Origin of the sequence: Kitasatospora sp. NPDC001527 (genome assembly GCF_040298605.1) — a bacterium.
Lineage (GTDB): Bacteria > Actinomycetota > Actinomycetes > Streptomycetales > Streptomycetaceae > Kitasatospora.
Genome location: NZ_JBEPAM010000034.1, coordinates 26259 through 47516, shown reverse-complemented (window position 1 = coordinate 47516; position 21258 = coordinate 26259). Strand labels below are relative to the sequence as shown.

The 21258-nt window shown below is 75.4% G+C and carries 18 protein-coding genes; 16 read left to right on the top strand and 2 right to left on the bottom strand.

The window, feature by feature from the left end:
* Positions 1 to 103 precede the first annotated feature (103 nt).
* A complete protein-coding gene (locus ABT238_RS26265; protein WP_350570511.1) occupies positions 104 to 886 on the top strand; it encodes a peptidoglycan-binding protein in 783 nt (260 codons plus the stop codon).
* Between the two features lie 30 nt (positions 887 to 916).
* Here the strand turns inward: ABT238_RS26265 and ABT238_RS26260 are convergent, their stop codons facing one another.
* The gene (locus ABT238_RS26260) at positions 917 to 1561 is read right to left on the bottom strand and encodes a GntR family transcriptional regulator (RefSeq protein ID WP_350793977.1); all 645 of its coding nucleotides are present in this window, start codon (positions 1559 to 1561) and stop codon (positions 917 to 919) included.
* A gap of 130 nt (positions 1562 to 1691) precedes the next feature.
* Here ABT238_RS26260 and ABT238_RS26255 point away from each other — a divergent pair, with 130 nt between their 5' ends.
* From ABT238_RS26255 to ABT238_RS26205, 11 genes are all read left to right on the top strand, one after another.
* Complete coding sequence (locus tag ABT238_RS26255) at positions 1692 to 3692, top strand: beta-galactosidase (protein WP_350570514.1); 2001 nt, start codon at positions 1692 to 1694, stop codon at positions 3690 to 3692.
* 9 nt (positions 3693 to 3701) lie between these two features.
* On the top strand, positions 3702 to 5081 hold the full coding sequence (gene gcvPA, locus ABT238_RS26250) for an aminomethyl-transferring glycine dehydrogenase subunit GcvPA (RefSeq protein ID WP_350570516.1): 1380 nt from the start codon (positions 3702 to 3704) through the stop codon (positions 5079 to 5081).
* Entirely contained in the window at positions 5078 to 6667 is a 1590-nt protein-coding gene (gene gcvPB, locus ABT238_RS26245; RefSeq protein ID WP_350570518.1) for an aminomethyl-transferring glycine dehydrogenase subunit GcvPB, read from the top strand. Before gcvPA ends, gcvPB begins: the two co-directional genes overlap by 4 nt.
* Positions 6664 to 7767, top strand: coding sequence for an ATP-NAD kinase family protein (locus ABT238_RS26240; protein ID WP_350570519.1), 1104 nt, complete (start codon positions 6664 to 6666; stop codon positions 7765 to 7767). The genes gcvPB and ABT238_RS26240 overlap by 4 nt, the downstream gene beginning before the upstream one ends.
* Complete coding sequence (locus tag ABT238_RS26235) at positions 7764 to 8525, top strand: SDR family NAD(P)-dependent oxidoreductase (protein WP_350570520.1); 762 nt, start codon at positions 7764 to 7766, stop codon at positions 8523 to 8525. Before ABT238_RS26240 ends, ABT238_RS26235 begins: the two co-directional genes overlap by 4 nt.
* 92 nt (positions 8526 to 8617) lie before the next feature.
* The gene (locus ABT238_RS26230; RefSeq protein ID WP_350793976.1) at positions 8618 to 9937 is read left to right on the top strand and encodes an ABC transporter substrate-binding protein; all 1320 of its coding nucleotides are present in this window, start codon (positions 8618 to 8620) and stop codon (positions 9935 to 9937) included.
* Complete coding sequence (locus ABT238_RS26225) at positions 9934 to 10905, top strand: carbohydrate ABC transporter permease (RefSeq protein ID WP_350570524.1); 972 nt, start codon at positions 9934 to 9936, stop codon at positions 10903 to 10905. The genes ABT238_RS26230 and ABT238_RS26225 overlap by 4 nt, the downstream gene beginning before the upstream one ends.
* Before the next feature lie 9 nt (positions 10906 to 10914).
* Positions 10915 to 11754 (top strand): carbohydrate ABC transporter permease, encoded by an 840-nt coding sequence (locus ABT238_RS26220; RefSeq protein WP_350570526.1) that lies wholly within the window; start codon positions 10915 to 10917, stop codon positions 11752 to 11754.
* The gene (locus ABT238_RS26215; RefSeq protein ID WP_350570527.1) at positions 11754 to 13358 is read left to right on the top strand and encodes an amylo-alpha-1,6-glucosidase; all 1605 of its coding nucleotides are present in this window, start codon (positions 11754 to 11756) and stop codon (positions 13356 to 13358) included. The genes ABT238_RS26220 and ABT238_RS26215 overlap by 1 nt, the downstream gene beginning before the upstream one ends.
* Positions 13359 to 13454: 96 nt before the next feature.
* Positions 13455 to 14219 carry a serine protease gene (locus tag ABT238_RS26210; protein WP_350570529.1) on the top strand — a complete coding sequence of 255 codons (765 nt, stop codon included), beginning with the start codon at positions 13455 to 13457 and terminating at the stop codon, positions 14217 to 14219.
* Between the two features lie 77 nt (positions 14220 to 14296).
* On the top strand, positions 14297 to 15313 hold the full coding sequence (locus ABT238_RS26205) for an RNA ligase family protein (RefSeq protein ID WP_350570530.1): 1017 nt from the start codon (positions 14297 to 14299) through the stop codon (positions 15311 to 15313).
* Between the two features lie 37 nt (positions 15314 to 15350).
* Here the strand turns inward: ABT238_RS26205 and ABT238_RS26200 are convergent, their stop codons facing one another.
* Positions 15351 to 16016 carry an NTP transferase domain-containing protein gene (locus ABT238_RS26200; RefSeq protein WP_350570531.1) on the bottom strand — a complete coding sequence of 222 codons (666 nt, stop codon included), beginning with the start codon at positions 16014 to 16016 and terminating at the stop codon, positions 15351 to 15353.
* A gap of 145 nt (positions 16017 to 16161) precedes the next feature.
* Here ABT238_RS26200 and ABT238_RS26195 point away from each other — a divergent pair, with 145 nt between their 5' ends.
* The 4 genes from ABT238_RS26195 to ABT238_RS26180 all read left to right on the top strand — a co-directional run bounded on the left by ABT238_RS26195 (position 16162) and on the right by ABT238_RS26180 (position 21230).
* Positions 16162 to 17049: a nitroreductase/quinone reductase family protein gene (locus ABT238_RS26195; protein WP_350570532.1), complete on the top strand. Its 888-nt coding sequence runs from the start codon at positions 16162 to 16164 to the stop codon at positions 17047 to 17049.
* Positions 17050 to 17159: 110 nt separating this feature from the next.
* Positions 17160 to 18776 (top strand): helix-turn-helix domain-containing protein, encoded by a 1617-nt coding sequence (locus ABT238_RS26190; RefSeq protein WP_350793975.1) that lies wholly within the window; start codon positions 17160 to 17162, stop codon positions 18774 to 18776.
* Positions 18777 to 19011: 235 nt separating this feature from the next.
* Positions 19012 to 20376, top strand: coding sequence for a type III PLP-dependent enzyme domain-containing protein (locus ABT238_RS26185; RefSeq protein ID WP_350793974.1), 1365 nt, complete (start codon positions 19012 to 19014; stop codon positions 20374 to 20376).
* Between the two features lie 149 nt (positions 20377 to 20525).
* On the top strand, positions 20526 to 21230 hold the full coding sequence (locus tag ABT238_RS26180; RefSeq protein WP_350570537.1) for a DUF998 domain-containing protein: 705 nt from the start codon (positions 20526 to 20528) through the stop codon (positions 21228 to 21230).
* Positions 21231 to 21258 lie beyond the last annotated feature (28 nt).

Sequence of the window (21258 nt, the reverse complement as noted above, 5' to 3'; positions counted from 1 at the left end):
CGCTCTGCACGCGCTCTGCACGGCCCGGGCGGCACGCTCGGCGGAGCACGGACGCGGGCCGGGGGACGGCCGCGCGGCACGGAACGAAGGGGGAAGTACCGCGATGAAGTTCGTCAGTCGCGCCGAGTGGGGCGCCCGGGCGGCCCGCAACGGCCACCCGGCGGTGCCGGCCAACCGGGGCGTCAAGGTCCACTACCTGGGCGGCCCGTACAGCGCCGACGAGCACGGCACCTGCGCGGGGTACATGCGCAAGGTCCAGAACAGCCACATGGACGGCAACGGCTGGTCGGACTTCGCGTACAACCTCGCCGTCTGCGAGCACGGCTGGGTCTTCGAGGGCCGCGGCCGGAACGCGCAGAACGCGGCCAACGGCAACACCGCGCTCAACCGCGACCACTTCGCGGTGCTCGCCTTCGTCGGCGACAGCGGCCACACCGGCCCGACCGCCGACCAGGTCGCCGGACTGCGCGACGCCATCGCCTACCTGCGCGCCAACGGCGCCGGCCGGGAGATCCGCGGCCACCGGGACGGCTACGCCACCGACTGCCCGGGGGCGCCGCTCTACCACCTGGTCACCTCCGGCGCGCTGGAGCCGGGCGCGGGCCCCGGTGCGGGCACCGGCACGCCCGGCGAGGGCGGCTGGGCGCCGTTCCCGGGAGCGGAGTGGTTCCGCACCGGCCCGCGCAGCCCGCTGATCACCGCGATGGGCCGCCGCCTGGTGGAGGAGGGCTGCGGCGCCTACCAGCGGGGTCCGGGCCCCCAGTGGAGCGAGGCCGACCGCCAGAGCTACGCCCGCTGGCAGCGCAAGCTCGGCTACGCCGGCACCGACGCCGACGGCTGGCCCGGCGCCTCCTCCTGGGCGCGCCTGCACGTCCCGAAGTCCTGATCTCCCGCCGCCCGTTCCGCCGTACGGACCCTAGTCCTCCGGGAGGTGGGCGAGCATGCGCTCCATGCCGCCGATCCAGTTGGCCCGCAGGGCGGCGATGGCGCCCGGCAGGTCGTCCTCCAGGAGGCGGCGGGCGATCTCGCAGTGCTCCTCCGACTCGCGGGCCACCGGCTCGTCCTCGGCGACGACCAGGTTCTCGTAGCGCCGCATCCCGGCCTTGACCCGGGTGAGCAGGTCCAGCAGGCGTTCGTTGGCGCAGCCGCTGAGCAGCAGGCCGTGCCACTCGTCGTCGCGCCGGTCGACCGTGGCGTGCTCGGCCACCTGGTCGGGGAAGCCCTGGGCGAGGTCCAGCAGCCGGGGCGCGATGGTCCGCAGGTGGTCCGGGTCGGAGGACTCCAGCGCCAGCGCCTCCAGGGCCGCCACGATGGCGACCAGTTCGCGGAACTCCTTGCGGCTGACCGGCGCGAAGCGGAAGCCGCGCCCCTGGCTGCTCTCCAGCACGCCCTCGCCCGCCAGCGCGATCAGCGCCTCGCGCAGCGGGGTGCGGCTGACGCCGAGTTCGGCGGCCAGCACGGCCTCGTTGACATCGGTTCCCGCCGCGAACTCGCCGCGGGTGAGCCGGTCCATCAGCTCGTCACGGATCTGCTCGCGCAGCGGACGGCGTTCGATCGCCATCGCGTCCCCCAACCTCCGGATTCGAAGCACACCTCTTGACCCGCCCCAGTGTACTGCACTATGCATTTTGAATACAAAATGCGGGACGACGCGGAACGGGGTCTCCACGACCCCGGGGGAGAGGCGCAGCATGGGCCTGACACGGGTGCCGGGTCTGCTGTTCGGCGGTGACTACAACCCCGAGCAGTGGCCCGAGGAGGTGTGGCGGGAGGACGTCCGGCTGATGGCCGAGGCCGGCGTCAACCTGGTCACGGTCGCGGTGTTCTCCTGGTCCCGGCTCGAACCGGCGCCGGGGAGCTACGAGTTCGGCTGGCTGGACCGGGTGCTGGACCTGCTCCACGCGCACGGCATCGCCGTCGACCTCGCCACCGCGACCGCGACCCCGCCGCCCTGGCTGGTCCGCGACCACCCGGAGGTCCGGCCGGTCGACGCCGCCGGCACCCGGCTGGAGTTCGGCTCGCGCCAGGGCTACTGCCCCTCCTCCCCGGTGTTCCGCGCGGCCACCGTCCGGCTGGCCCGCGCGATGGCCGAGCGCTACCGGGCGCACCCGGCGCTGGCGATGTGGCACGTGAGCAACGAGTACGCCGACCACACCGCCGAGTGCTTCTGCGAGGAGTCCGCCCGGGACTTCCGCCGCTGGCTCCAGGAGCGCCACCACTCCCTGGACGGCCTCAACGCCGCCTGGGGGACGTCCTGCTGGGGCCAGCACTACACCGACTGGACGCAGGTGGAGCCGCCCCGCAAGGCGCCGGGGCCGGTCAACCCGGCCCAGCTGCTGGACTGGCGGCGGTTCTCCAGCGACGCGCTGCTCGCCTGCTTCGAGGCCGAGCGCGCCGTCCTCAAGGAGCTCACCCCGGACGTCCCGGTGACCACCAACTTCATGAGCGTCCTGCGCGACCTCGACTACTGGACCTGGGCCGCGGCCGAGGACGTCGTCAGCGACGACGCCTACCCGGACCCGGCCGACCCGCGCGCCGCGGTGAAGGCCGCGCTCAGCTACGACCTGATGCGCTCGCTCAAGCGCGGGCCCTGGCTGCTGCTGGAGTCGGCGCCGAGCGCGGTCAGCTGGCGCGCGGTCAACGTCCCCAAGGACCCGGGCGTGATGCGGCTGCACGGCCTGCAGGCCCTCGCCCACGGCTCGGACGGCGTGATGTTCTTCCAGTGGCGCCAGGCCAGGTACGGCCCGGAGAAGTTCCACTCGGCGATGCTCCCGCACGGCGGCACCGGGACCCGCCAGTGGCGCGAGACGCTCGCGCTCGGCGCGGACCTGCGGCGGCTGGCCGAGGTGGCCGGCACCACCACCCGGGCCGAGGTCGCGCTGCTGCTCGACTGGGACAGCTGGTGGGGGCTGGAGGCCCCCGAGTCGATGCCCTCCGACCGACTGCGGCTGCACGAGCTGCTGCTCTCCTGGTACGCGCCGCTGCACGCCCGGGGCATCGCCGTCGACCTGGCCCCGCCGGGGCGCGACCTGTCCGGCTACCGGCTGGTGATCGCCCCCAACCTCTACCTGTGCACCGCCGAGCACGCCGCCGCGCTGGCCGCCTTCGGCGGGCAGTTGGTGGTCGGCCCGTTCAGCGGGGTGGTCGACCCCGACGACCAGGTCCACGACGGCGGCGCGCCCGGGCCGCTGCGCGAGCTGCTCGGGGTGCGCGTCGAGGAGTGGCGCCCGCTGCCGGACGGCGTCACCCAGGAGATCGTCACGGCGGACGGCACCCGGCTGCTCGCCCGCACCTGGACCGAGTGGCTCTCCACGGACGAGGCGGACGTGCTGGCCCGCTACCGGGGCGGTCCGCTGGACGGCCGCCCGGCCGTCACCCGGTGCGGCGCCGCCACCTACCTGTCCTGCCTGCCCGAGGACGTGACCCCGCTGCTGGACGGGCTGCTGTCCGCCGCCGGCGTCACCGGGGCGCACCTGCCCGCGGGCGTCACCGGGCCGCACCTGCCGGCCGGCGTCGAGGCCTGCCGCCGCGGCCCCTACCTCTTCCTGCTCAACCACGGGACCGAGCCGGCCACCGTGTCCCTGCCCGAAGCCGGGACCGACCTGCTGACCGGCCGTCCGCTGCCCGGCGGCCCCGTGACCGTCGGACCACGCGACGCCGTGGTCCTCAAACCCCGACCGACGACGCCCTGAGGAGTGTTCGTGGCCCACCCCTACATCCCCAACGCGGGGCCCGAGACGCGGGCGGCGATGCTCGCCGAGATCGGCGCCCCCGACGTCGCGGAGTTCTACCGCGACATCCCCGCCGACCTGCGGCTGGACCGCCCGCTGGAACTGCCCGCGCCGTTCGCCGACGAGCACGGCCTGACCCGGCACGTGCGCGGCCTGCTGGCCCGCAACACCGACCCCGCCGCGCTGCTGAGCTTCCTCGGCCACGGCTGCTACCCGCACTACGTCCCGGCGGTCTGCGACGAGGTCAACGGCCGCGGCGAGTTCCTCACCGCCTACGCCGGCGAGCCCTACGAGGACCACGGCCGCTTCCAGGCCCTCTTCGAGTACGTCTCGATGATGGCCGAGCTGCTGGAGATGGACGTCGTCAACGTGCCCACCTACGACGGCTACCAGGCGGCCGGCACGGCGCTGCGGATGGCCGCGCGCCGCACCGGCCGGGCCCGGGTGATGGTCAGCGGCGCGCTCGCGGCCGACAAGCTGGCCAAGATCCGCGACTACCTCGCCCCGGACGTCGAGGTGCTGCTCGCCCCGGTGGCGGACTCCGGCGAGATGGGCGAGGTCCGCCTCGACGACACCTTCGCCGCCCTCTACCTGGAGACGCCCACCGTGCACGGCGTCGTGGAGACCCGCGGCCGCGAACTCGCCGAACTGGCGCACGGCGTGGGAGCCCTGCTGGTGGTCGGCACCGACCCGGTCTCGCTCGGCGTGCTCGCCCCGCCCGCCTCCTGGGGCGCCGACCTGGTCTGCGGGGACATCCAGTCGCTCGGCATGCACCCGCAGTACGGCGGCGGGCAGGCCGGCTTCATCGCGAGCCACGACGACGAGCGGATGGTCGCCGAGTTCCCCTCCCGGCTGTTCGGCATCGCCCCGACCGCCGTCCCCGGCGAGTACGGCTTCGGCGACGTCTTCTACGACCGCACCTCCTTCGCGGTGCGCGAGGAGGGCAAGGAGTGGGTGGGCACCGCGGCCGCCCTGTGGGGCATCACCGCCGGCGTCTACCTCGCGCTGATGGGCCCGCAGGGGCTGCGCGAGCTCGGGGAGACGGTCCTCGCCCGCACCCGGTACGCGATGGGCGCGCTGGCCGCCGCCGGGGCCGTGGTGCGCCACCAGGAGTCCGTGCACTTCCGGGAGTTCGCCGTCGAGGTGCCGGACGCCGACGCGCTGCTCGCCGCCCTGCTGGAGCGCGGCATCCTCGGCGGGGTGCGGCTCGGGCCCCGGGAGGTGCTGGTCTGCGTCACCGAACAGCACTCCATCGCCGACATCGACACCCTCGCCGCGGCCGTCGGGGACGTCCTCGCCGCCGCCCCCTCCGCCCCCGCCGCCCCCGCCGCTCCTGGAGACGCCAAGTGAGTTCGCACGACGCACCCGAGCCGTTCGCCACCCTGCCGGTGGCGCCCAAGCCCGCCCTGCGCCGCTTCCACCAGGCCCGCTGGGACGAGGAGATCGTCTTCGAGCTGTCCCGGCCCGGCCGGCGCGGCGTGGGCGTGCCCGCCCCGGACGCGCCCCTGGTCGAACTGCCCGAGGCGGTCGCCCGCCGCACCCCGCCCGCGCTGCCCGAGCTCTCCCAGAACCAGGTGGTCCGGCACTACCTGCGGCTCTCCCAGGAGACCCTCGGCGCCGACTTCAACATCGACGTCGGCCAGGGCACCTGCACCATGAAGTACAGCCCCAAGGTCAACGACTCCTTCGCCCGCGACCCCCGGGTGGCCGCCCTGCACCCGCTGCAGCCCGAGTCCACCGTGCAGGGCGTGCTGGAGATCTACTGGCGGCTGGAGCAGATCCTCAAGGAGATCTCCGGCATGGCCCGGGTCTCCCTGCAGCCCGGCGCCGGCTCCGCCGCGATCTACGCCAACATCGCGATGATCCGCGCCTACCACGCCGCCCGCGGCGAGGGGCACCGGCGCGACCAGGTGATCACCACGATGTTCTCGCACCCCTCGAACGCGGCCTGCGCCAAGGTCGCCGGGTACGAGGTGATCACCCTGATGCCGGACGCCGACGGCAACCCGGACATCGAGGCGCTGCGCGCCGCCGTCGGCCCGCGCACCGCCGCCCTGCTGATCACCAACCCGGAGGACACCGGGATCTTCAACCCGCGGATCCGCGAGTTCGTCGAGCTGGTGCACGCGGCCGGCGGCCTGGCCTGCTACGACCAGGCCAACGCCAACGGCATCCTCGGCATCACCCGGGCCCGGGACGCCGGCTTCGACCTGTGCCACTTCAACCTGCACAAGACCTTCTCCACCCCGCACGCCTGCGGCGGCCCGGCGGCCGGCGCGTGCGGCGTCTCCGAGGCACTGGTGCCGTTCCTGCCCGGCCCGGTGGTCGACCGGGTCGCCGGCGACCGGGCGGGCGGGTCCTTCACGCTCACCGCCCCCGAGCGCTCGGTCGGCAAGATCCGGCCCTTCCTCGGGGTGACCCCCAACGTGGTGCGCGCCTACGCCTGGGTGATGGCGCTCGGGGCCGAGGGCCTGCGCGAGGTCGCCGAGACGGCCGTGCTCAACAACAACTACCTGCTGGCCAGGGTCGCCCGGATCCCCGGTGCCTCGGTGCCCTGGGCCGAGCGCCGGCGGGTCGAGCAGGTCCGCTACTCCTGGCAGCAGCTCGCCGAGGAGACCGGTGTGCACTCGGAGGAGATCGGCATCCGGGCGGCGGACTTCGGCGTGCACTACTGGACCAGCCACCACCCGTACGTGGTGCCCGAGCCGTTCACCCTGGAGCCGACCGAGTCCTACTCCCGGGAGGACCTCGACGAGTACGCGGCGATCCTCGCGCACGTCGCCGACGAGGCCCGCAAGGACCCGGAGTTCGTCCGGGGCGCGCCCTACCGGCAGACCGTCCACAAGACCGACCCGGTCACGCTGGACGACCCGGCCCAGTGGTCGCCCAGCTGGCGCGCCTACCTGCGCAAGCACGGCGCGAAGCGGCCGGGATGATCGTCGGCCTGATCGTGAACCCCGTCGCGGGCCTCGGCGGCGAGGTCGCCCTCAAGGGCAGCGACGGGGCCGACGTCCAGGCCAGGGCGCTCGCGCTGGGCGCCGTCCCCCGGGCGCGGGCCCGGGCCGCCGCCGCGCTGCGGGCCCTGCGCCTGCGGCGCCCGGACGCGGTGGTGCGCACCGTGGCCGGGCCGATGGGGGAGGACAGCGCGCTCGCGGCGGGTGTGCGCCACGAGGTCGTCCACCGCCCGGCGGGCCCGGCCACCGGCGCGGCCGACACCCGGGCGGCGGTGGCGGCGCTCGCGGACGTGGACCTGCTGCTGTTCGCGGGCGGCGACGGGACGGCGCGCGACGTCCTGGACGCCGGGCCGCGCCCGCCGGTGCTCGGCGTGCCGGCCGGGGTGAAGGTCTACTCGGGCTGCTTCGCGGTCAGCCCGGCCGCGGCCGGCGCGGGCGCCGCCGCCTTCGACGGGCGCACCGCCGAGGCCGAGGTGGTCGACCTCGACGAGGAGGCGCACCGGGCGGGCGGCGTCGGCGCCCGGCTGTACGGGACCGTGCGGGTGCCGGCCGCCCGGGCCCGGCTGAGCGGGCGCAAGACCGGCTCCTCGGCGGCGCCGCCGGGCTCGGCGGAGTCCATCGCCCGGGCGGTGGTGGCGGCCATGCGGCCCGGCACCGCGTACGCGCTCGGGCCCGGCGCGACCACGCTCGCCGTGGGGCGGGCGCTCGGCCTGGAACTGACGCCGCTGGGCGTGGACGTCGTGCGGGACGGCGCCGTGCTCGACCGCGACGTGACGGAGCAGCGGCTGCTCACCCTTGCCATGTCACAGGTGACGCATGGCGTGCTGTCGGTGATCGGCGGCCAGGGCTTCGTCGTCGGGCGCGGCAACCAGCAGTTCAGCCCCCGGGTGCTGGACGCGCTCGCCGGGATCGTCGTGCTCGCCACCCAGCAGAAGCTCGCCGCGCTCGGCGGGCGGCCGCTGCTGGTGGACACCGGCGACCCGCTGGCCGACGCCGCGCTCGCCGGCCACGTCCGGGTGGTCACCGGACACCGTGAATCCGTGCTGTACCGCATCCAGTCGGCGAGTGAGGAGCTCCCATGAACAACCCCACCGGAACCCTGCGCAACAAGGTCGCCATCGTGACCGGCGGTGCCTCCGGCATCGGCCGGGCCACCGCCAGGCTGTTCGCCGCCGAGGGCGCCGCCGTGGTCGTCGCCGACCTCGCGGACGCGGGCGAGGTCGTCCGCGAGATCGAGGCGGCGGGCGGCCGGGCCGTCGCGGTGCGCGCCGACGTCTCCTCGGAGACCGACTGCGAGCGGGTCGTCACCATCGCCGTGGAGACCTACGGCGCCCTGCACGTGCTGTTCAACAACGCCGGGATCATCCGCCGCCAGACGGCGCTGGAGATCTCCGCCGACGACTGGGACCGGGTGATGGCGGTCAACGTCCGCTCCGTCTACCTGATGTGCCGCTTCGCCGTGCCGGCGATGACGCAGGGCGGCTCGATCATCAACACCGGCTCCGGCTGGGGGCTGAAGGGCGGCGCCAACGCGCTCTCCTACTGCGCCTCCAAGGCCGCGGTCGTCAACATGACGCGCGCCCTGGCGATCGACCACGCCGCCGCCGGGATCCGGGTCAACTCGGTCAACCCGGGCGACACCATGACGCCGATGCTCCGCGACGAGGCGCGCCAGCTCCAGGAGGAGTGGGCGGCCTTCGAGAAGGACGCCGCCGACCGGCCGATGGGCCGGGCCGGTGCGCCGGAGGAGATCGCCGCCGCCGTGCTGTTCCTGGCCGGGGACGCCAGCAGCTACATGACCGGCTCGGCGCTCGTCGTCGACGGCGGCGGCCTCGCCTGACCCCACCCCCGCACGTCTGACCCCACCCCCGCACGTCCCACCCCACCCGTACCACCCACCTCATCCCCTCACGAAAGCCCAGGAGGCATCCGATGTCCGCTTTCAGGAGAAGAACAGCCCTGGTCGCCGCCGCGCTGGCACTGGCCACCACCGTCTCCGCGTGCAGCGGCACCAACGGCGCGGGCGGCGCCGGCGGCGGTGACAAGGCCGACGGCGGCAAGGTCACCCTGCGCTGGTCGACCTGGGGCTCGGCCGAGGACACGGCGGTCTTCAAGGCCTTCACCGACGAGTTCGCCAAGAACCACCCCGAGATCACCCTCAAGCTGGAGCAGGTCGCCTCCTACGACGACTACCAGCCCAAGCTGCTCACCCAGCTCACTTCGAAGACCGCCCCCGACGTCTTCTACGTCGGCGACGACTACATCGGCAAGCTCGTCGCCGACGGCGTGCTCTCCCCGCTCGACGACAGGCTCGCCGGGCCGGACAGCCGCAGCAGGCCCGCCGACTTCTTCGAGGGCATCTACGGCGGTGCCAAGAAGGACGGCGTCACCTACGGCGTCCCCAACGACACCAACCCCGAGGTGCTCTGGTTCGACAAGAAGGCCCTGGCCGCCGCCGGCATCACCGAGGACCCGGCCGCGCTCAACGAGGCCGGCCAGTGGACCATGGCCAAGTACCTGGAGATGAACGCCAAGCTCAAGGCCGCCGGCCTGATCGGCTCGATCTTCTGGAACTGGTACGGCGCCAACTACAGCGTGGTCAACGGCTTCGGCGGCAAGGTCTGGGACGGCGGGAAGTTCGTCGCGACCACCGACCCGAAGACCCGCCAGGCGCTCAAGACCCTCGCCGACGGCTACCGGGACAAGACCTTCGCCTCCGCCGACCTGCTGCCCGAGGGCAACGGCGCGGCCACCCAGTTCGTCAAGCACAAGGCCGGCTTCTACGCCGGCGGCCGCTGGGTGATCGAGGGCATCGACAAGGGCGGCGACCGCGCGAACTACGACATCGTGCCGTTCCCGTCCGAGTCCGGGCAGCCGATCCCGGGCGCCGTCGCCGCCTCCTACCTGGCCATCAACAAGGACAGCAAGCACCAGAAGGAGGCCTTCACCTTCCTGACCGAGTTCGTCAGCAAGGAGGGCCAGCAGCTGCGGCTCAAGGGCGGCAGCGGCGTGCCGTCCGTGCGGGGCGCCGAGAACCTGGTGACCGACGCCAACTACCCGCCGCACGCCAGGACCTTCCTGGACGTGCGCGACCGGGGCTTCGCCAACTTCCCGGACGAGGTCGCCGTCCCCGGCCTGACCAAGGCGATCAACGACCAGCTGATGAAGATCTGGGAGGGCAAGACCGGCTTCGACGAGGGCATGGCCCAGCTGCAGACCCTGGTCGACGGCATGAAGGGCAAGCAGGGGTGAGCGCCGTCACCGAGACGGCGGCCCGGCGGCGCAAGCGCTCCGCCGCCGGGCCGGCCCCGGCCGCCCCCGCCGCGCGCGGCCGCGAGCCGCTCTGGCGCCGCCGTGACCGCCGGTGGGCCCTGGTCTTCCTCGCCCCCCAGCTGCTCGGGCTGCTGGTCTTCCTGGTCGGGCCGCTCGGCTTCGCCGTCGTCCTCTCCTTCATGCGCTGGGACGGCCTCGGCGACGCGACCTGGGTCGGCCTGGAGAACTTCCGCACCCAGCTGACCGACCCGGAGTTCGGCCGGGCGGTGTGGAACACCCTCAAGATCGGCCTGATCACCGTGCCCGGCGGCCTCGCGCTGGCGCTGCTGATCGCGCTCGCCCTGCACGGCGTGCGCGGGCGCACCGCCTACCGGGTGGTCTACTTCCTGCCCGTGGTGACCAGCTCGGTCGCGGTCTCGGTGATCTGGCAGATGATCCTCGGCGGCGGCGCCGACGGCATCCTCAACGGCACCGTCCACGACCTGTTCGGCATCACCCTGCCCGACTGGCTGGCCGACCCGGACTGGGTGGTGGTCGCCGTGGCGGTGGTGACCGTCTGGTCCTCGCTCGGACTCAACGTGGTCATCTTCCTGGCGGGCCTGGCCACCGTCCCGGTCAACCTGCTGGAGGCCGCCCGGATCGACGGCGCCGGGCCCTGGCAGACCCTGCGCTCGGTCACCCTGCCGCTGCTGTCGCCCACCGTCTTCTTCACCGTGGTGGTGTCGGTGATCAGCTCCTTCCAGGCCTTCGACCTGGTCTACGTGCTGGTCAACCCGGACCACAACGAGGGCGCCCAGACCATCGTCTACAAGGTCTACCAGCAGGGCTTCCGGGAGTTCCACTTCGGCCTGTCCAGTGCCGCCGCGCTGCTCCTGCTGCTGCTCACCCTGATCGTCACGGCGGTCCAGTTCCAGGCGCAGAAGCGCCTCGTCCACTACGAGTCCTGAGGCGCCGCCATGACCGTCCGCCACACCACCGCCCCCCGGCAGCTCCTGCTGCACACCGGGCTCGTCCTCGGTGGCCTGCTGATGCTGTTCCCGTTCGTCTGGATGGTGCTGACCTCCTTCAAGGGCGTCAGCCAGATGATCAACGAGCCGCTGTCCTGGCTGCCCTCGCCCTGGCGCGCGCGCAACTACCCGGACGTGCTGAACGAGGTGCCGATCGGGCGGGCCTACTGGAACAGCATGTACATCGCGGCGGTCACCGTCGCCGCCACCCTGCTCACCGGCGCCATGGCCGCCTACGCCTTCGCCCGGATCCCGTTCCGCGGCTCCGGGCCGCTGTTCGGTCTCTTCCTGGCCACCCAGATGGTCCCGGCCCAGGTCACCATCGTGCCGCTGTACATCATGCTGGCCAAGCTCCAGCTGATCGACTCCCACCTGGCGCTGATCCTGCCGGCCATCGCCAACCCCTTCGCCGTGTTCCTGCTGCGCCAGTTCATCCGGGCCGTCCCGGTGGAGCTGGAGGAGGCGGCCCGGATCGACGGCGCCGGCCGCTGGACGATCTTCTGGCGGATCGTGCTGCCCAACATCCGGCCCGGCCTGTGGACGCTCGGCATCATCGTCTTCCTGGCCAGCTGGAACAGCTACTTCTTCCCGCTGGTGTTCCTCAACTCCTCGGAGCTCTTCACCGTCCCGCTGCTGCTCGACTCCTTCAACTCCCAGCGCGGCGGCATCGACTACGGGCTCACCGCGGCACTGTCCGCGATGACCGTGGTGCCGATGCTGATCGCCTTCCTGGTCGGGCAGCGCAAGATCCTCAACAGCATGGCCTCCTCGGGCCTGGGAGGGCGCTGATGTCCCCGTCCCCTTCGTTCGGCGTCGAACTCGACCTCGTGGAGCGGCCGTTCACCGAACGCGGCGCGCGTCTGCTGGTCACCGCCGGCCCCGGCCCGGCGGACGGCCTGCGGGTCGCCCGGGCCGAGTACGAGACCCCGCTCGCCGAGACCACCGAACTCACCGGACTCCTGGTGCACGACGCCGACGGGCGTCCGCTGCCCGTCGTCTCGGCCACGCCCGTCGAGGTGGCCTTCGCCGGCGGCGTCTCGCTGCTGTTCGCCGACCCGGCCACCCTGGTGATCGCCGGGCACGGCGCTCGGGTCTCCTGGCGGCTGCCGGACGGCACCGGGCGCACCCTCGCGCCGGACGGCTGCCACGTGCTGGCCGGCCCGCCCGGGCGGTGGTCCGCCCCCGCCGTGCGGGCCGCCGCCGAGGCCCGCTGGGCCGACTGGTTCGCCCGGATGCCGGCCGTCCGCCCCGACCTCGCCGAGCGGGCCCGGATGGCCTGGTGGACGCTGGCGGTCAACCTGCTGCCGATCGCGGGCCGCGAGGGCCTCGTGCCGTCCAAGTACGGCTACGTCGGGGTCTGGAACTGGGACGCGCTGTTCCACGCCGTCGCGCTGCGGCACGGCGACCCGGCGCTCGCCCGCGACCAGATCCTGCTCTTCCTGGACCACCAGCTGCCCGACGGCCGGCTGCCCGACGTGGTGCACGAGCACGGCGTGCTCGCCGACACCACCGACCTGCCGCGCGCCGACCACGCCCGGCTCGCCGAGCACGTCGGCAGCGCCAACGGCGCGCGCCCCGAGCGCGCGCCGGTCCCGGTCACCAAACCGCCCCTCGCCGCCTGGGCCGTCTGGAAGGTCCACCGCAGCGACCCGGACCCGGCCTTCCTGGAGGCCGTCTACCCGCGGCTGGTGCGCGCGCACGCGTGGTGGTTCACCGCCTCCGACCCGGACGGCGACGGCCTGCCCGAGTACCTGCACCCGTACTCCTCCGGGCTCGACGACAGCCCGGTCTGGGACTACGGACCGCGGGCCGAGCCGCCCGACCTCAACTCCTACCTCGTCCTGGAGGCCGACCGGCTGGCCGACATCGCGGCCGCCCTCGGCCGCCCCGCCGAGGCCGCCGGCTGGCGCGAGCGCGCCGCCGCGCACGCCCGGCTGCTGGTCGACCGGCGCTGGGACGGCACCCGCTTCACCACCCTGGCGGCCGGCGCGCCGGTGCCCGTGCGCACCGCGCTGGACCTGATGCCCCTGTTCACCGGCCGGCTGCCCGCCGGGATCGCCGCCGTCCTGGAGCGGACCCTGCGCTCACCCTCCTACTGGGGCGAGCGGCCGGTGCCGACCGTGGCCTTCGACGACCCCGCCTTCGACCCCGAGGCGATGTGGCGCGGACCGGTCTGGCTCAACGTCAACTACCTGCTGACCGAGGGGCTTCATCGTTCCGGCTTCCCGGAGACCGCCGCCGAGCTGCGCGAGCGCACGCTCGCCATGGTCCGCGACGGGGGTGGCCTCTACGAGTACTGGAACCCCCTGACCGGCGCCCGCGCGCCCCGCGCCACCTCCGGCTTCGGCTGGTCGGCGGCGCTCTTCCTGGACCTCGCCAGGGCTGTCCGATAATCCGACTGTCCCTATTCTCCCTTCATCGCCCGACGCACCGTCACTACCCTTTGCCTGCGAACGGAGGCCCACCTCGACAGGGACGGAGCACCGACCATGCGAACCCGGCTCAGGCACACCCTCGTCCTCCTCGTGACCACCCTGCTGGCCGGGGCGGCGGCGCTGACCGCCGCGGCCCCGGCGAACGCCATCGTCGGCGGCACGCCGGCGAGCGCCGGACAGACCCCCTATCTCGTCTCGCTGGCCCGCGGCGCGCACGTCTGCGGCGGCACCGTCCTCGACGCCACGACGATCGTCACCGCCGCCCACTGCGTCGCGGGCACGGACGCCGGCGTGCTCACCGTGCGGGCCGGCAGCCTCCAGCACGCCTCCGGCGGCGCGCGGGTCAAGGCCGCCGCCGTCGTCGCGCACCCCTCCTACAGCTCCGCGACGCTCGACTACGACCTCGCCCTGGTGCGCCTGGCCGCCCCGCTCGACGCCACCGGCATCGCCGCACTCCCGCTCGCCGCCACCGGCAGCGACCCCTCCTCCGGCCGGGCCCAGGCCTCCGGCTGGGGCGCCACCGCCGAGGGCGGCCCGCTGTCCGCCGCCGCCCGGATCGTCACCGTCCCCCTGATCGGGCGCGACGCGTGCCGCCGGGCGTACGGGCCCTCCGTCGTCACCGACCGGATGATCTGCGCGGGGGAGGACGCCGGCGGCAAGGACGCCTGCCAGGGCGACAGCGGCGGCCCGCTCGTCCAGGGCGGCGTCCTGGTCGGCGTCATCTCCTGGGGCGCGGGCTGCGGGCGGCCCGCCACCGCCGGCGTCTACACCCGGATCGGCGCGCTGCGCCCCTGGATCGACGCCCACCGCAACGGCTGACGGCCCGGCGGCCCCGGCGGCCCGGCGGCCCGGAATCCCGTTGCGCGGGCGGCGGCGGGCCGGTGATGATCCGTGGCATGACCGCCGACGGCACCGCGCAGGACCTGCGCCCCTACCCCAAGATCCCGGCCCGCGGCGGCGTCGCGGCCTCCGGCGCCCGCGTCTGGGCCGCGGTGGAGAAGGTGCACGGGGCGCACTTCGCCGTCGTCTGCGACCGCGGCGGCGTGCGGCCCGCCAAGCGGCGCGAACTCCTCGCCGACGAGGCGCTCGACGACTTCTTCGGGGTCAGCCGGATCTGGCCCGCGCTCGCGGTCGCGGCGGCCCGCTTCGCGGCGGCGGCGCGGGCGGGCGCGGGCGCGGACCCCGGCGCGGTGGTGACCGTCTACGGCGAACTCGCCGGCGGCGGCTACCCGCACCCCGGGGTGCCCGCCGTCGACGGGGTGCGGCCGGTGCAGACCGGCGTCTGGTACGCGCCCGGCCTGCACTGGCTGCCCTTCGACGCCACCGTGGAGACCGCCGGCGGCCCGTGCTGGCTCGCCGACGACGCGCTGCGCGGGGCCGCGGCCGCCGCCGGGCTGCCGTGCGTCCCCGCCCTCGGCCGGGGCGGGCTGACCGCGCTCCAGGAACTGCCCGCCGTGTTCCCCAGCCGGGTCCCGGCCCTGCTGGGCCTGCCCGCGCTGGACGGCAACCCGGCCGAGGGCTACGTCCTCAAGCCGGCCGGGGCCTGGCCGCCGGAGGCCGGGGCGCGGCCCCTGCTGAAGGTCAAGCAGCCCGCCTTCGCCGAGGACGAGCGCTTCGGCGGCGCCCGCCCCTACCTGCCGCCGCCGGACGGCGCGGCCGGCGTCCCCGCCTGGCTCCTGGTGCGGGCCACCGCGCTGCTCACCCCCGCCCGCGCGGCCGCCGCCGTCAGCAAGCTCGGGCCCCGCACCCCGGCGGCCGCCGTCGCCGAGGAGATCGCCGCCGACCTCACCGGGGAACTCGCCGAGGCCCTCGGCGGCCTGCCGCCCGAGACCGGGCGCGCCCTCCGGCGGGCCCTCGCCCCGGCCGCCCTCGCCCTCGCCCGCTTCGACGCCGAGGACCGGCGCGCCGCCTGACCCGGCCGCGCCCCGCCGCGCTCGCGCGCGGCCCTTCTCAGACCGGCACGGCCGTACGGTGGCGTGCGCGGGGTTCCGGTGGGCGGACCCAGGCGTCGAGGACGGCGGCGGAGAACAGGCCCAGCCCCCGGGCGCGGGCCCGGAGCAGGTCGCCCGGGGTGTCGACGTCCAGCCGCAGACCGGGACCGGCGGCCAGCAGCGGCTCCCCGGCGCCGGCCGCCCGGTCGAAGGAAGGGGCCAGGTCGGCGGCGCGCAGGGCCGTCACCGCGGCGGCGCCGGTGCCGGTGTGGTCGGCGACCCGGGCCCGCCGGTGGCGCCGCGCCTGCGTCAGTGCCTCCGCCAGCTCCTGGGGCCGCAGGGTGGGCAGGTCGGAGGCGAGCACGGCCACCGGACGGTCCGGGGCGAGCGCCGCGGCCCCCGCGAGGGCGGCCGCGTTCGGCCCGGCCCGCCGCCCCTCCGGCACCACCGCCGCCCCGAGCGTCTGCGCCTGCCGGGCGGCCAGCGGATCGTCGGTCACCACCAGCACCGGCCCGACACCGGGCGTGGCCCGCACCGCCCGCAGCGTGTCCAGGTAGAACGCGTGGGCCAGCTCCGCGTGGTGACGCCCACTGTGCCGGGCCAGCCGCTGCTTCGCCACCCCGAAGGGCCGCACCGGCAGCACCACCGACCAGAGCACACTCTCCCGATACGGCTCAGCTGTCATGCGCCCACCCTCCGGCCCTCCGCTGGAGGCCGCCTCCATCTCCGCTGGAGTCCCGGTCGTGCCCGGCCCGCCGGGCGCGAACCGTTGCGTCGGCGGGCCGCTTCCATTTACCTTTGCTTTCAAAGCAAACGATGGGAGCGCCCTCATGAGCTGGAACGAACGGATCATCAAGGAATTCCGGGAGAACAACGGGAAGGTGGGCGGCATGTTCGAAGGCGCCCCGATGGTGGTGCTCACCACCGCCGGCCGCCGCACGGGCAAGCCGCACACCACCCCGGCGGTCCACCTGTACGACGACGGCCGCTACCTGGTGTTCGCCTCCAACGCCGGCGGCCCGGAACACCCCGACTGGTACCTCAACCTGGTCGCCTCGCCCCAGGTCACCGTGGAGACCGGCACCGACGAGGGGCGGGTGAAGCCGTTCGCCGCCCGCGCCGTCGTGCTGGAGGGCGAGGAGCGCGACCGGCTGTACGAGCGGCAGTGCGCCGTCGACCCGGCCTTCCGCGAGTACCAGCGGAAGACCGACCGGATCATCCCGGTGGTCGCCCTGTACCCGCTGGACCTCGCCGGCGACGAGGAGCGCAACCGGATGATCGGCCGTCAGCTGATCGCCCACCACGACGAGTTGCGCGCCGAGATCGCCGAGGTCCGGGCCGCCGTCGAGAGCGCCCTGAACGGCGGGGCCGCCGACCGCCCGGGCGCCGACCTCGCCCGGCAACTGCACCGCCGCTGCCTCGGCTTCTGCTACGGACTGCAGATGCACCACACCCGCGAGGACGGCGCCTTCACCGCCTTCGAGCGGCAGTTCCCGCACCTGGTGCCCGCCGTCACCCGGCTGCGCGAGGAGCACAGGACGGTCGAGCGGGCCCTCGCCCGGCTGGAGGAGCTGCTGGAGCGCGGCCCCGCGTCCGACGGCGGCGACGTCGCCGCCCTGCGGGCGGAGGTCGACGGGGTGATCGACGGCCTGGAGGAGCACTTCGCCTACGAGGAGGAACACCTGCTCCCGGCGCTGGACGTGCGCCGGCCCTCCTGACCGCTCCCGTCCGCCCGCGCCGTGACGGCCCCGCGCCGTGACGCGACCGGGCCGTGACGGGGCGTCGGCCGGCGGTCATACTGGGCGCCGGACGCGGGGAGGAGCGGTCGGTGGAGCGGACGTTGCGGGGGGTCGCGGCACTCGCCGAGGCGGTCGTGGAGGTCGGCGCCGCCCCGCTGGGCCTGGACGTGCCGGTCACCGGGCTGGACGTGTTCGACCGGGCGGAGCCCGGCGCCGAACCGGGCGCCCTGGTGGTCGCCGTCGGAGTCGACCCGCGCTCGGAGCGGGCCGAGGCGCTGGTCCGGGCGGCCGGACGCGACCGGGCGGCGGCGGTGGTGTTCCGCGAGGAGGGCGCCGGTGCGCCGAACGAGGCGCTGCGGGCCGCCGCGGCCGAGGCCGGCACCGCGGTGCTGCTGCGCCGGCCGTGGGCCGACTGGGCGCAGCTGATCGGCACCCTGCGGGCCGGGCTCGCGGTGGCCGGGGAGGCCGAGGTGGCCAACGTGCCGCTCGGCGACCTGGACGCGCTGGCCGAGGCGCTCGCCGCGCTGGTGGGCGGCGCGGTGACCATCGAGAGCCCGGACTCCCGGGTGCTCGCCTACTCCTCCGACAACCGGGACGTCGACGACATCCGCCGCTCCACCATCCTGGCCCGCCGGGTGCCGGCCGAACGCCGGGCGGCGATGCGCGAGGACGGCTTCCTCGCGCTGCTGCGCCGCACCCCGGGCGCGCTGCACCGCCGGGCCGACGGCACCGCCCCCGAACGCGCGGCCGTCGCGGTGCGGGCCGGCGAGGAGGTGCTCGGCTCGCTGTGGGTCGCGCCGACCGGCCGCCCGCTGCCGCCGACCGTCGCCGAGGCGCTGCGGGCGGCGGCCCGGATCGCGGCCCCGCACCTGCTGCACGACCGGGCCCGCCGCGGCGGGGAGCGCGCACTGGTGCGGGAGGCGGCCCGCGCCCTGATGGCCGGTCGCGGCTCGGCGGACCTGCCGGCCGCCCGCACCGGACTGCCGCCGGCCGAGCCGTGCGCCGTGCTGGCGCTCGCCGTCGCCGCCGGGCCCGGGCCGGACCCGGTCGCCGGCGGGCGGCTGGCCCGCTCGGCGCTCGCCGCCTGCGCGCGGCGCGGCCACCCCGCCGTGGCGGTGGCCGCCGACGACGGCGCCCGGGTGCTGCTCGGTGGTCTGGACCCCGACCCGCGGCTCGCCGCCGACCGGCTCTCCCGGCTGGCCGGCGCGCTCGCGCGGGACCTGTCGGAGGAGTTCGGCCGGCCGGTGCGGATCGGCGTCGGCGAGGTGCGCGCCGCCCTCGACCGGGCGGCGGAGTCCGCCCGCACGGCCGCCCAGGCGCTGCGCGCGCTGCGGCTGGGCCGCTCCCCGCGGCTTCCCCCGGCCGCCGGGATCGGCGAAGTCGCCGACACCGTCGCCCTGTTGGGTTTCCTGGACGCGCTGCGCGAGCACCCGCCGCCCGGGCCGGACGGCTCGGTGGCGCGGCTGGCGGCGCACGCGGCGAAGCCGGGGGAGGAGGTGCTGCTGGACACGCTGCGCGCCTACCTGGAGCACGCCGGGGACGGCGCGCGGGCCGCCGCCGCGCTGGGCGTGCCCGCCAGCACCTTCCGCTACCGCCGGCAGAAGGCCGAGCGGCTCAGCGGCATCGACCTGGACGACCCGGACGCCCGGCTGCTCGCCCAGCTGCAGCTGCGCCTGCTCGCCCTGGACGCCGCCGAGCGCGACTGACGTGGTCGTGGGCGGCGACGATCCGGCCCCGCCTTCACCTCCGCACGCCAACCCCGGCGGGCCGGCCCGCGGGCGGCGCCGTCCGGTCGGGTGACGCGGGGCCGTCGCCGGGAATCCGCGCCGTGGGACGAAGACGCGGCCCTCGCCCGCCCGGCAGCCTGGTGCCGTACCCGGGGCGATCCCGTCCCCCGCTCCGGGCGTCCGCCCGCCCGCCGAGCCCGTGGAGCGTGACCCGATGACCCTGCCCCAGCCCGCCGCCCCCGGACCGGACGCCGCCGGACCGGCCGCCGGACCCGCCGAGGTCGGCCCGGACGCCGCCGCCCGCCGGGAACTCGTCCTGCGCGAGGCCGTCCGCCGCCGGCTGCTCGACCCGGAGGACGCCCTGCTCGCCGCCTTCGTCGACCTCGACGGCGTCGCCGCGAGTGTCGCCGCCCTGCGCGGCGCCTTCCCGGCCGAGGCCGACGTCCTGCACGCCTTCGCGGCCAAGGCCAACTGCCTGGTGCCGCTGCTGTCCCGGCTGCGCGAGCTCGGCATGGGCTGCGAGGTGGCCAGCCCCGGCGAGCTCGCCCAGGCCCTCGCCGCCGGCTTCGACCCCGCGCGGATCGTCCTCGACTCGCCCGCCAAGACCCGCCGGGAGCTGGTCCGGGCCCTGGAGCTCGGCGTCGCCGTCAACATCGACAGCTGGCAGGAGCTCGACCGGGTCGACGACCTGCTTCGGGCTGGCACCTCCGCCTCCCGGCTGGGCGTGCGGGTCAACCCGCAGATCGGCGGCGGGACGATCGGCGCGATGAGCACCGCCACCCCCACGTCCAAGTTCGGCATCCCGCTGGCGGACGAGGGCAACGCGAAGCGGCTGGTGGAGGCGTTCCGCGCCCGCCCCTGGCTCAGCTGGATCCACGTCCACGTCGGCTCGCAGGGCTGCCCTCTGGGCCTCCTGGCCGAGGGCGTCGGCCGGGCCGTCGCCTTCGCCGAGCGGGTCAACGCCGAGCTGGGCCGCCGCCAGGTGACGGGCATCGACCTCGGCGGCGGACTGTCCGTCAACTTCGCCGACGACACCACCGCCCCCACCTACGCCGACTACGTCGGACGGCTGCGCGCGCACGCTCCTGAGCTGTTCGACGGCCGCTACCGGGTGGTCACCGAGTTCGGCCGCTCGCTGCTCGCCAAGAACGGCTTCACCGCCGCGTACGTCGAGTACACCAAGGTCGCCGGGGGCCGCTCGATCGCCATCACCCACGCCGGCGCCCAGGTCGCCACCCGCACGGTGTTCATGCCGGACGCCTGGCCGCTGCGGATCACCGCGCACCACCCCTCGGGCGCCGCCAAGGAGAGCGGCGAGCCGGTGCCGCAGGACGTCGCCGGGCCCTGCTGCTTCGCCGGCGACCTGCTGGCCAGGGCCCGGCCGCTGCCGCCGCTGGAGCCGGGCGACCTGGTCGCGCTGCTCGACACCGGCGCGTACTACGCGAGCACCCACTTCCAGTACAACAGCCTGCCCGAGCCGGCCGTGCACGGCTTCACCGTGGACGCCGGGGGCGCGGTGCACTTCGAGCCGCTGCGCCGGGCCCAGCCCGTCGAGGAGCTGATCCGGCCGGTCGGCTGACCCACGACCGGGGTCACGATCCGGTGACGGAGCGTCAAGACAGCAGACCGGAAGGGGTTCCCGGACGGCGCGGCGCGGGTATCACCCTGCCGCGACCGCCGTCCCCTGCCGCGGTGCGACAGCCTCAGCTCGTCGAAGGAGGCCCCGTCATGTCCACCCGAACCCCCACCGGTGCCCGACCCCCCGCCGATCCCGAGGCCCAGGACGTGCGCACGGTGCGCCGCCTGCGCCTCGGGATCGGCCTCCTCGGCTTCCTGCTGCCGATCGTGCTGCCCGTCGGCAACAGCCTCACCTCCGCCCGGATCGCGCTGCTCAGCTCGATGAGCGCCTCCTACTACACCCACATGCGCAACGTCTTCGTCGGCGGCCTGTGCGCCATCGGCGTCTTCCTGATCTGCTACCGCCACGACCGCCGGGAGGACCGGCTGAGCTCGGTGGCCGGGGTGCTGGCGATCGGGGTGGCGCTCTTCCCCACCGAGCCGCCGGACTCCGTCACCGCGCACCCCAGCGGCGCGCAGACGGCCGTCGGCATGGTCCACCTCGCCTTCGCCGCGGGGCTGTTCGGCGTGCTCGCGTACTTCTGCCTGCGGCTGTTCGCGGACTCGCCGGCCGGCGGAGGGCGGCGCCCTGCCCGTGACTGGGTCTACCTGGTCTGCGGCTGGGTGATCGTGGCGGGGATGGCGACGGTCGCCGCGGCCGGGCTGCTCCACCTGGCCCGGGACTGGCCGCTGACCCTGCCCTACCTGGGCGAGGCGGTCTCCGTGCTCGCCTTCGGCGTGGCCTGGCTGGTGAAGAGCGAGGCGCTCACCGGCCTCGCCCCGCGCCCCGCCCGGGCCGCCACCGCGGGCCCGTAGGTGCCGGTGCCCCCGGGTGCCGATGGCA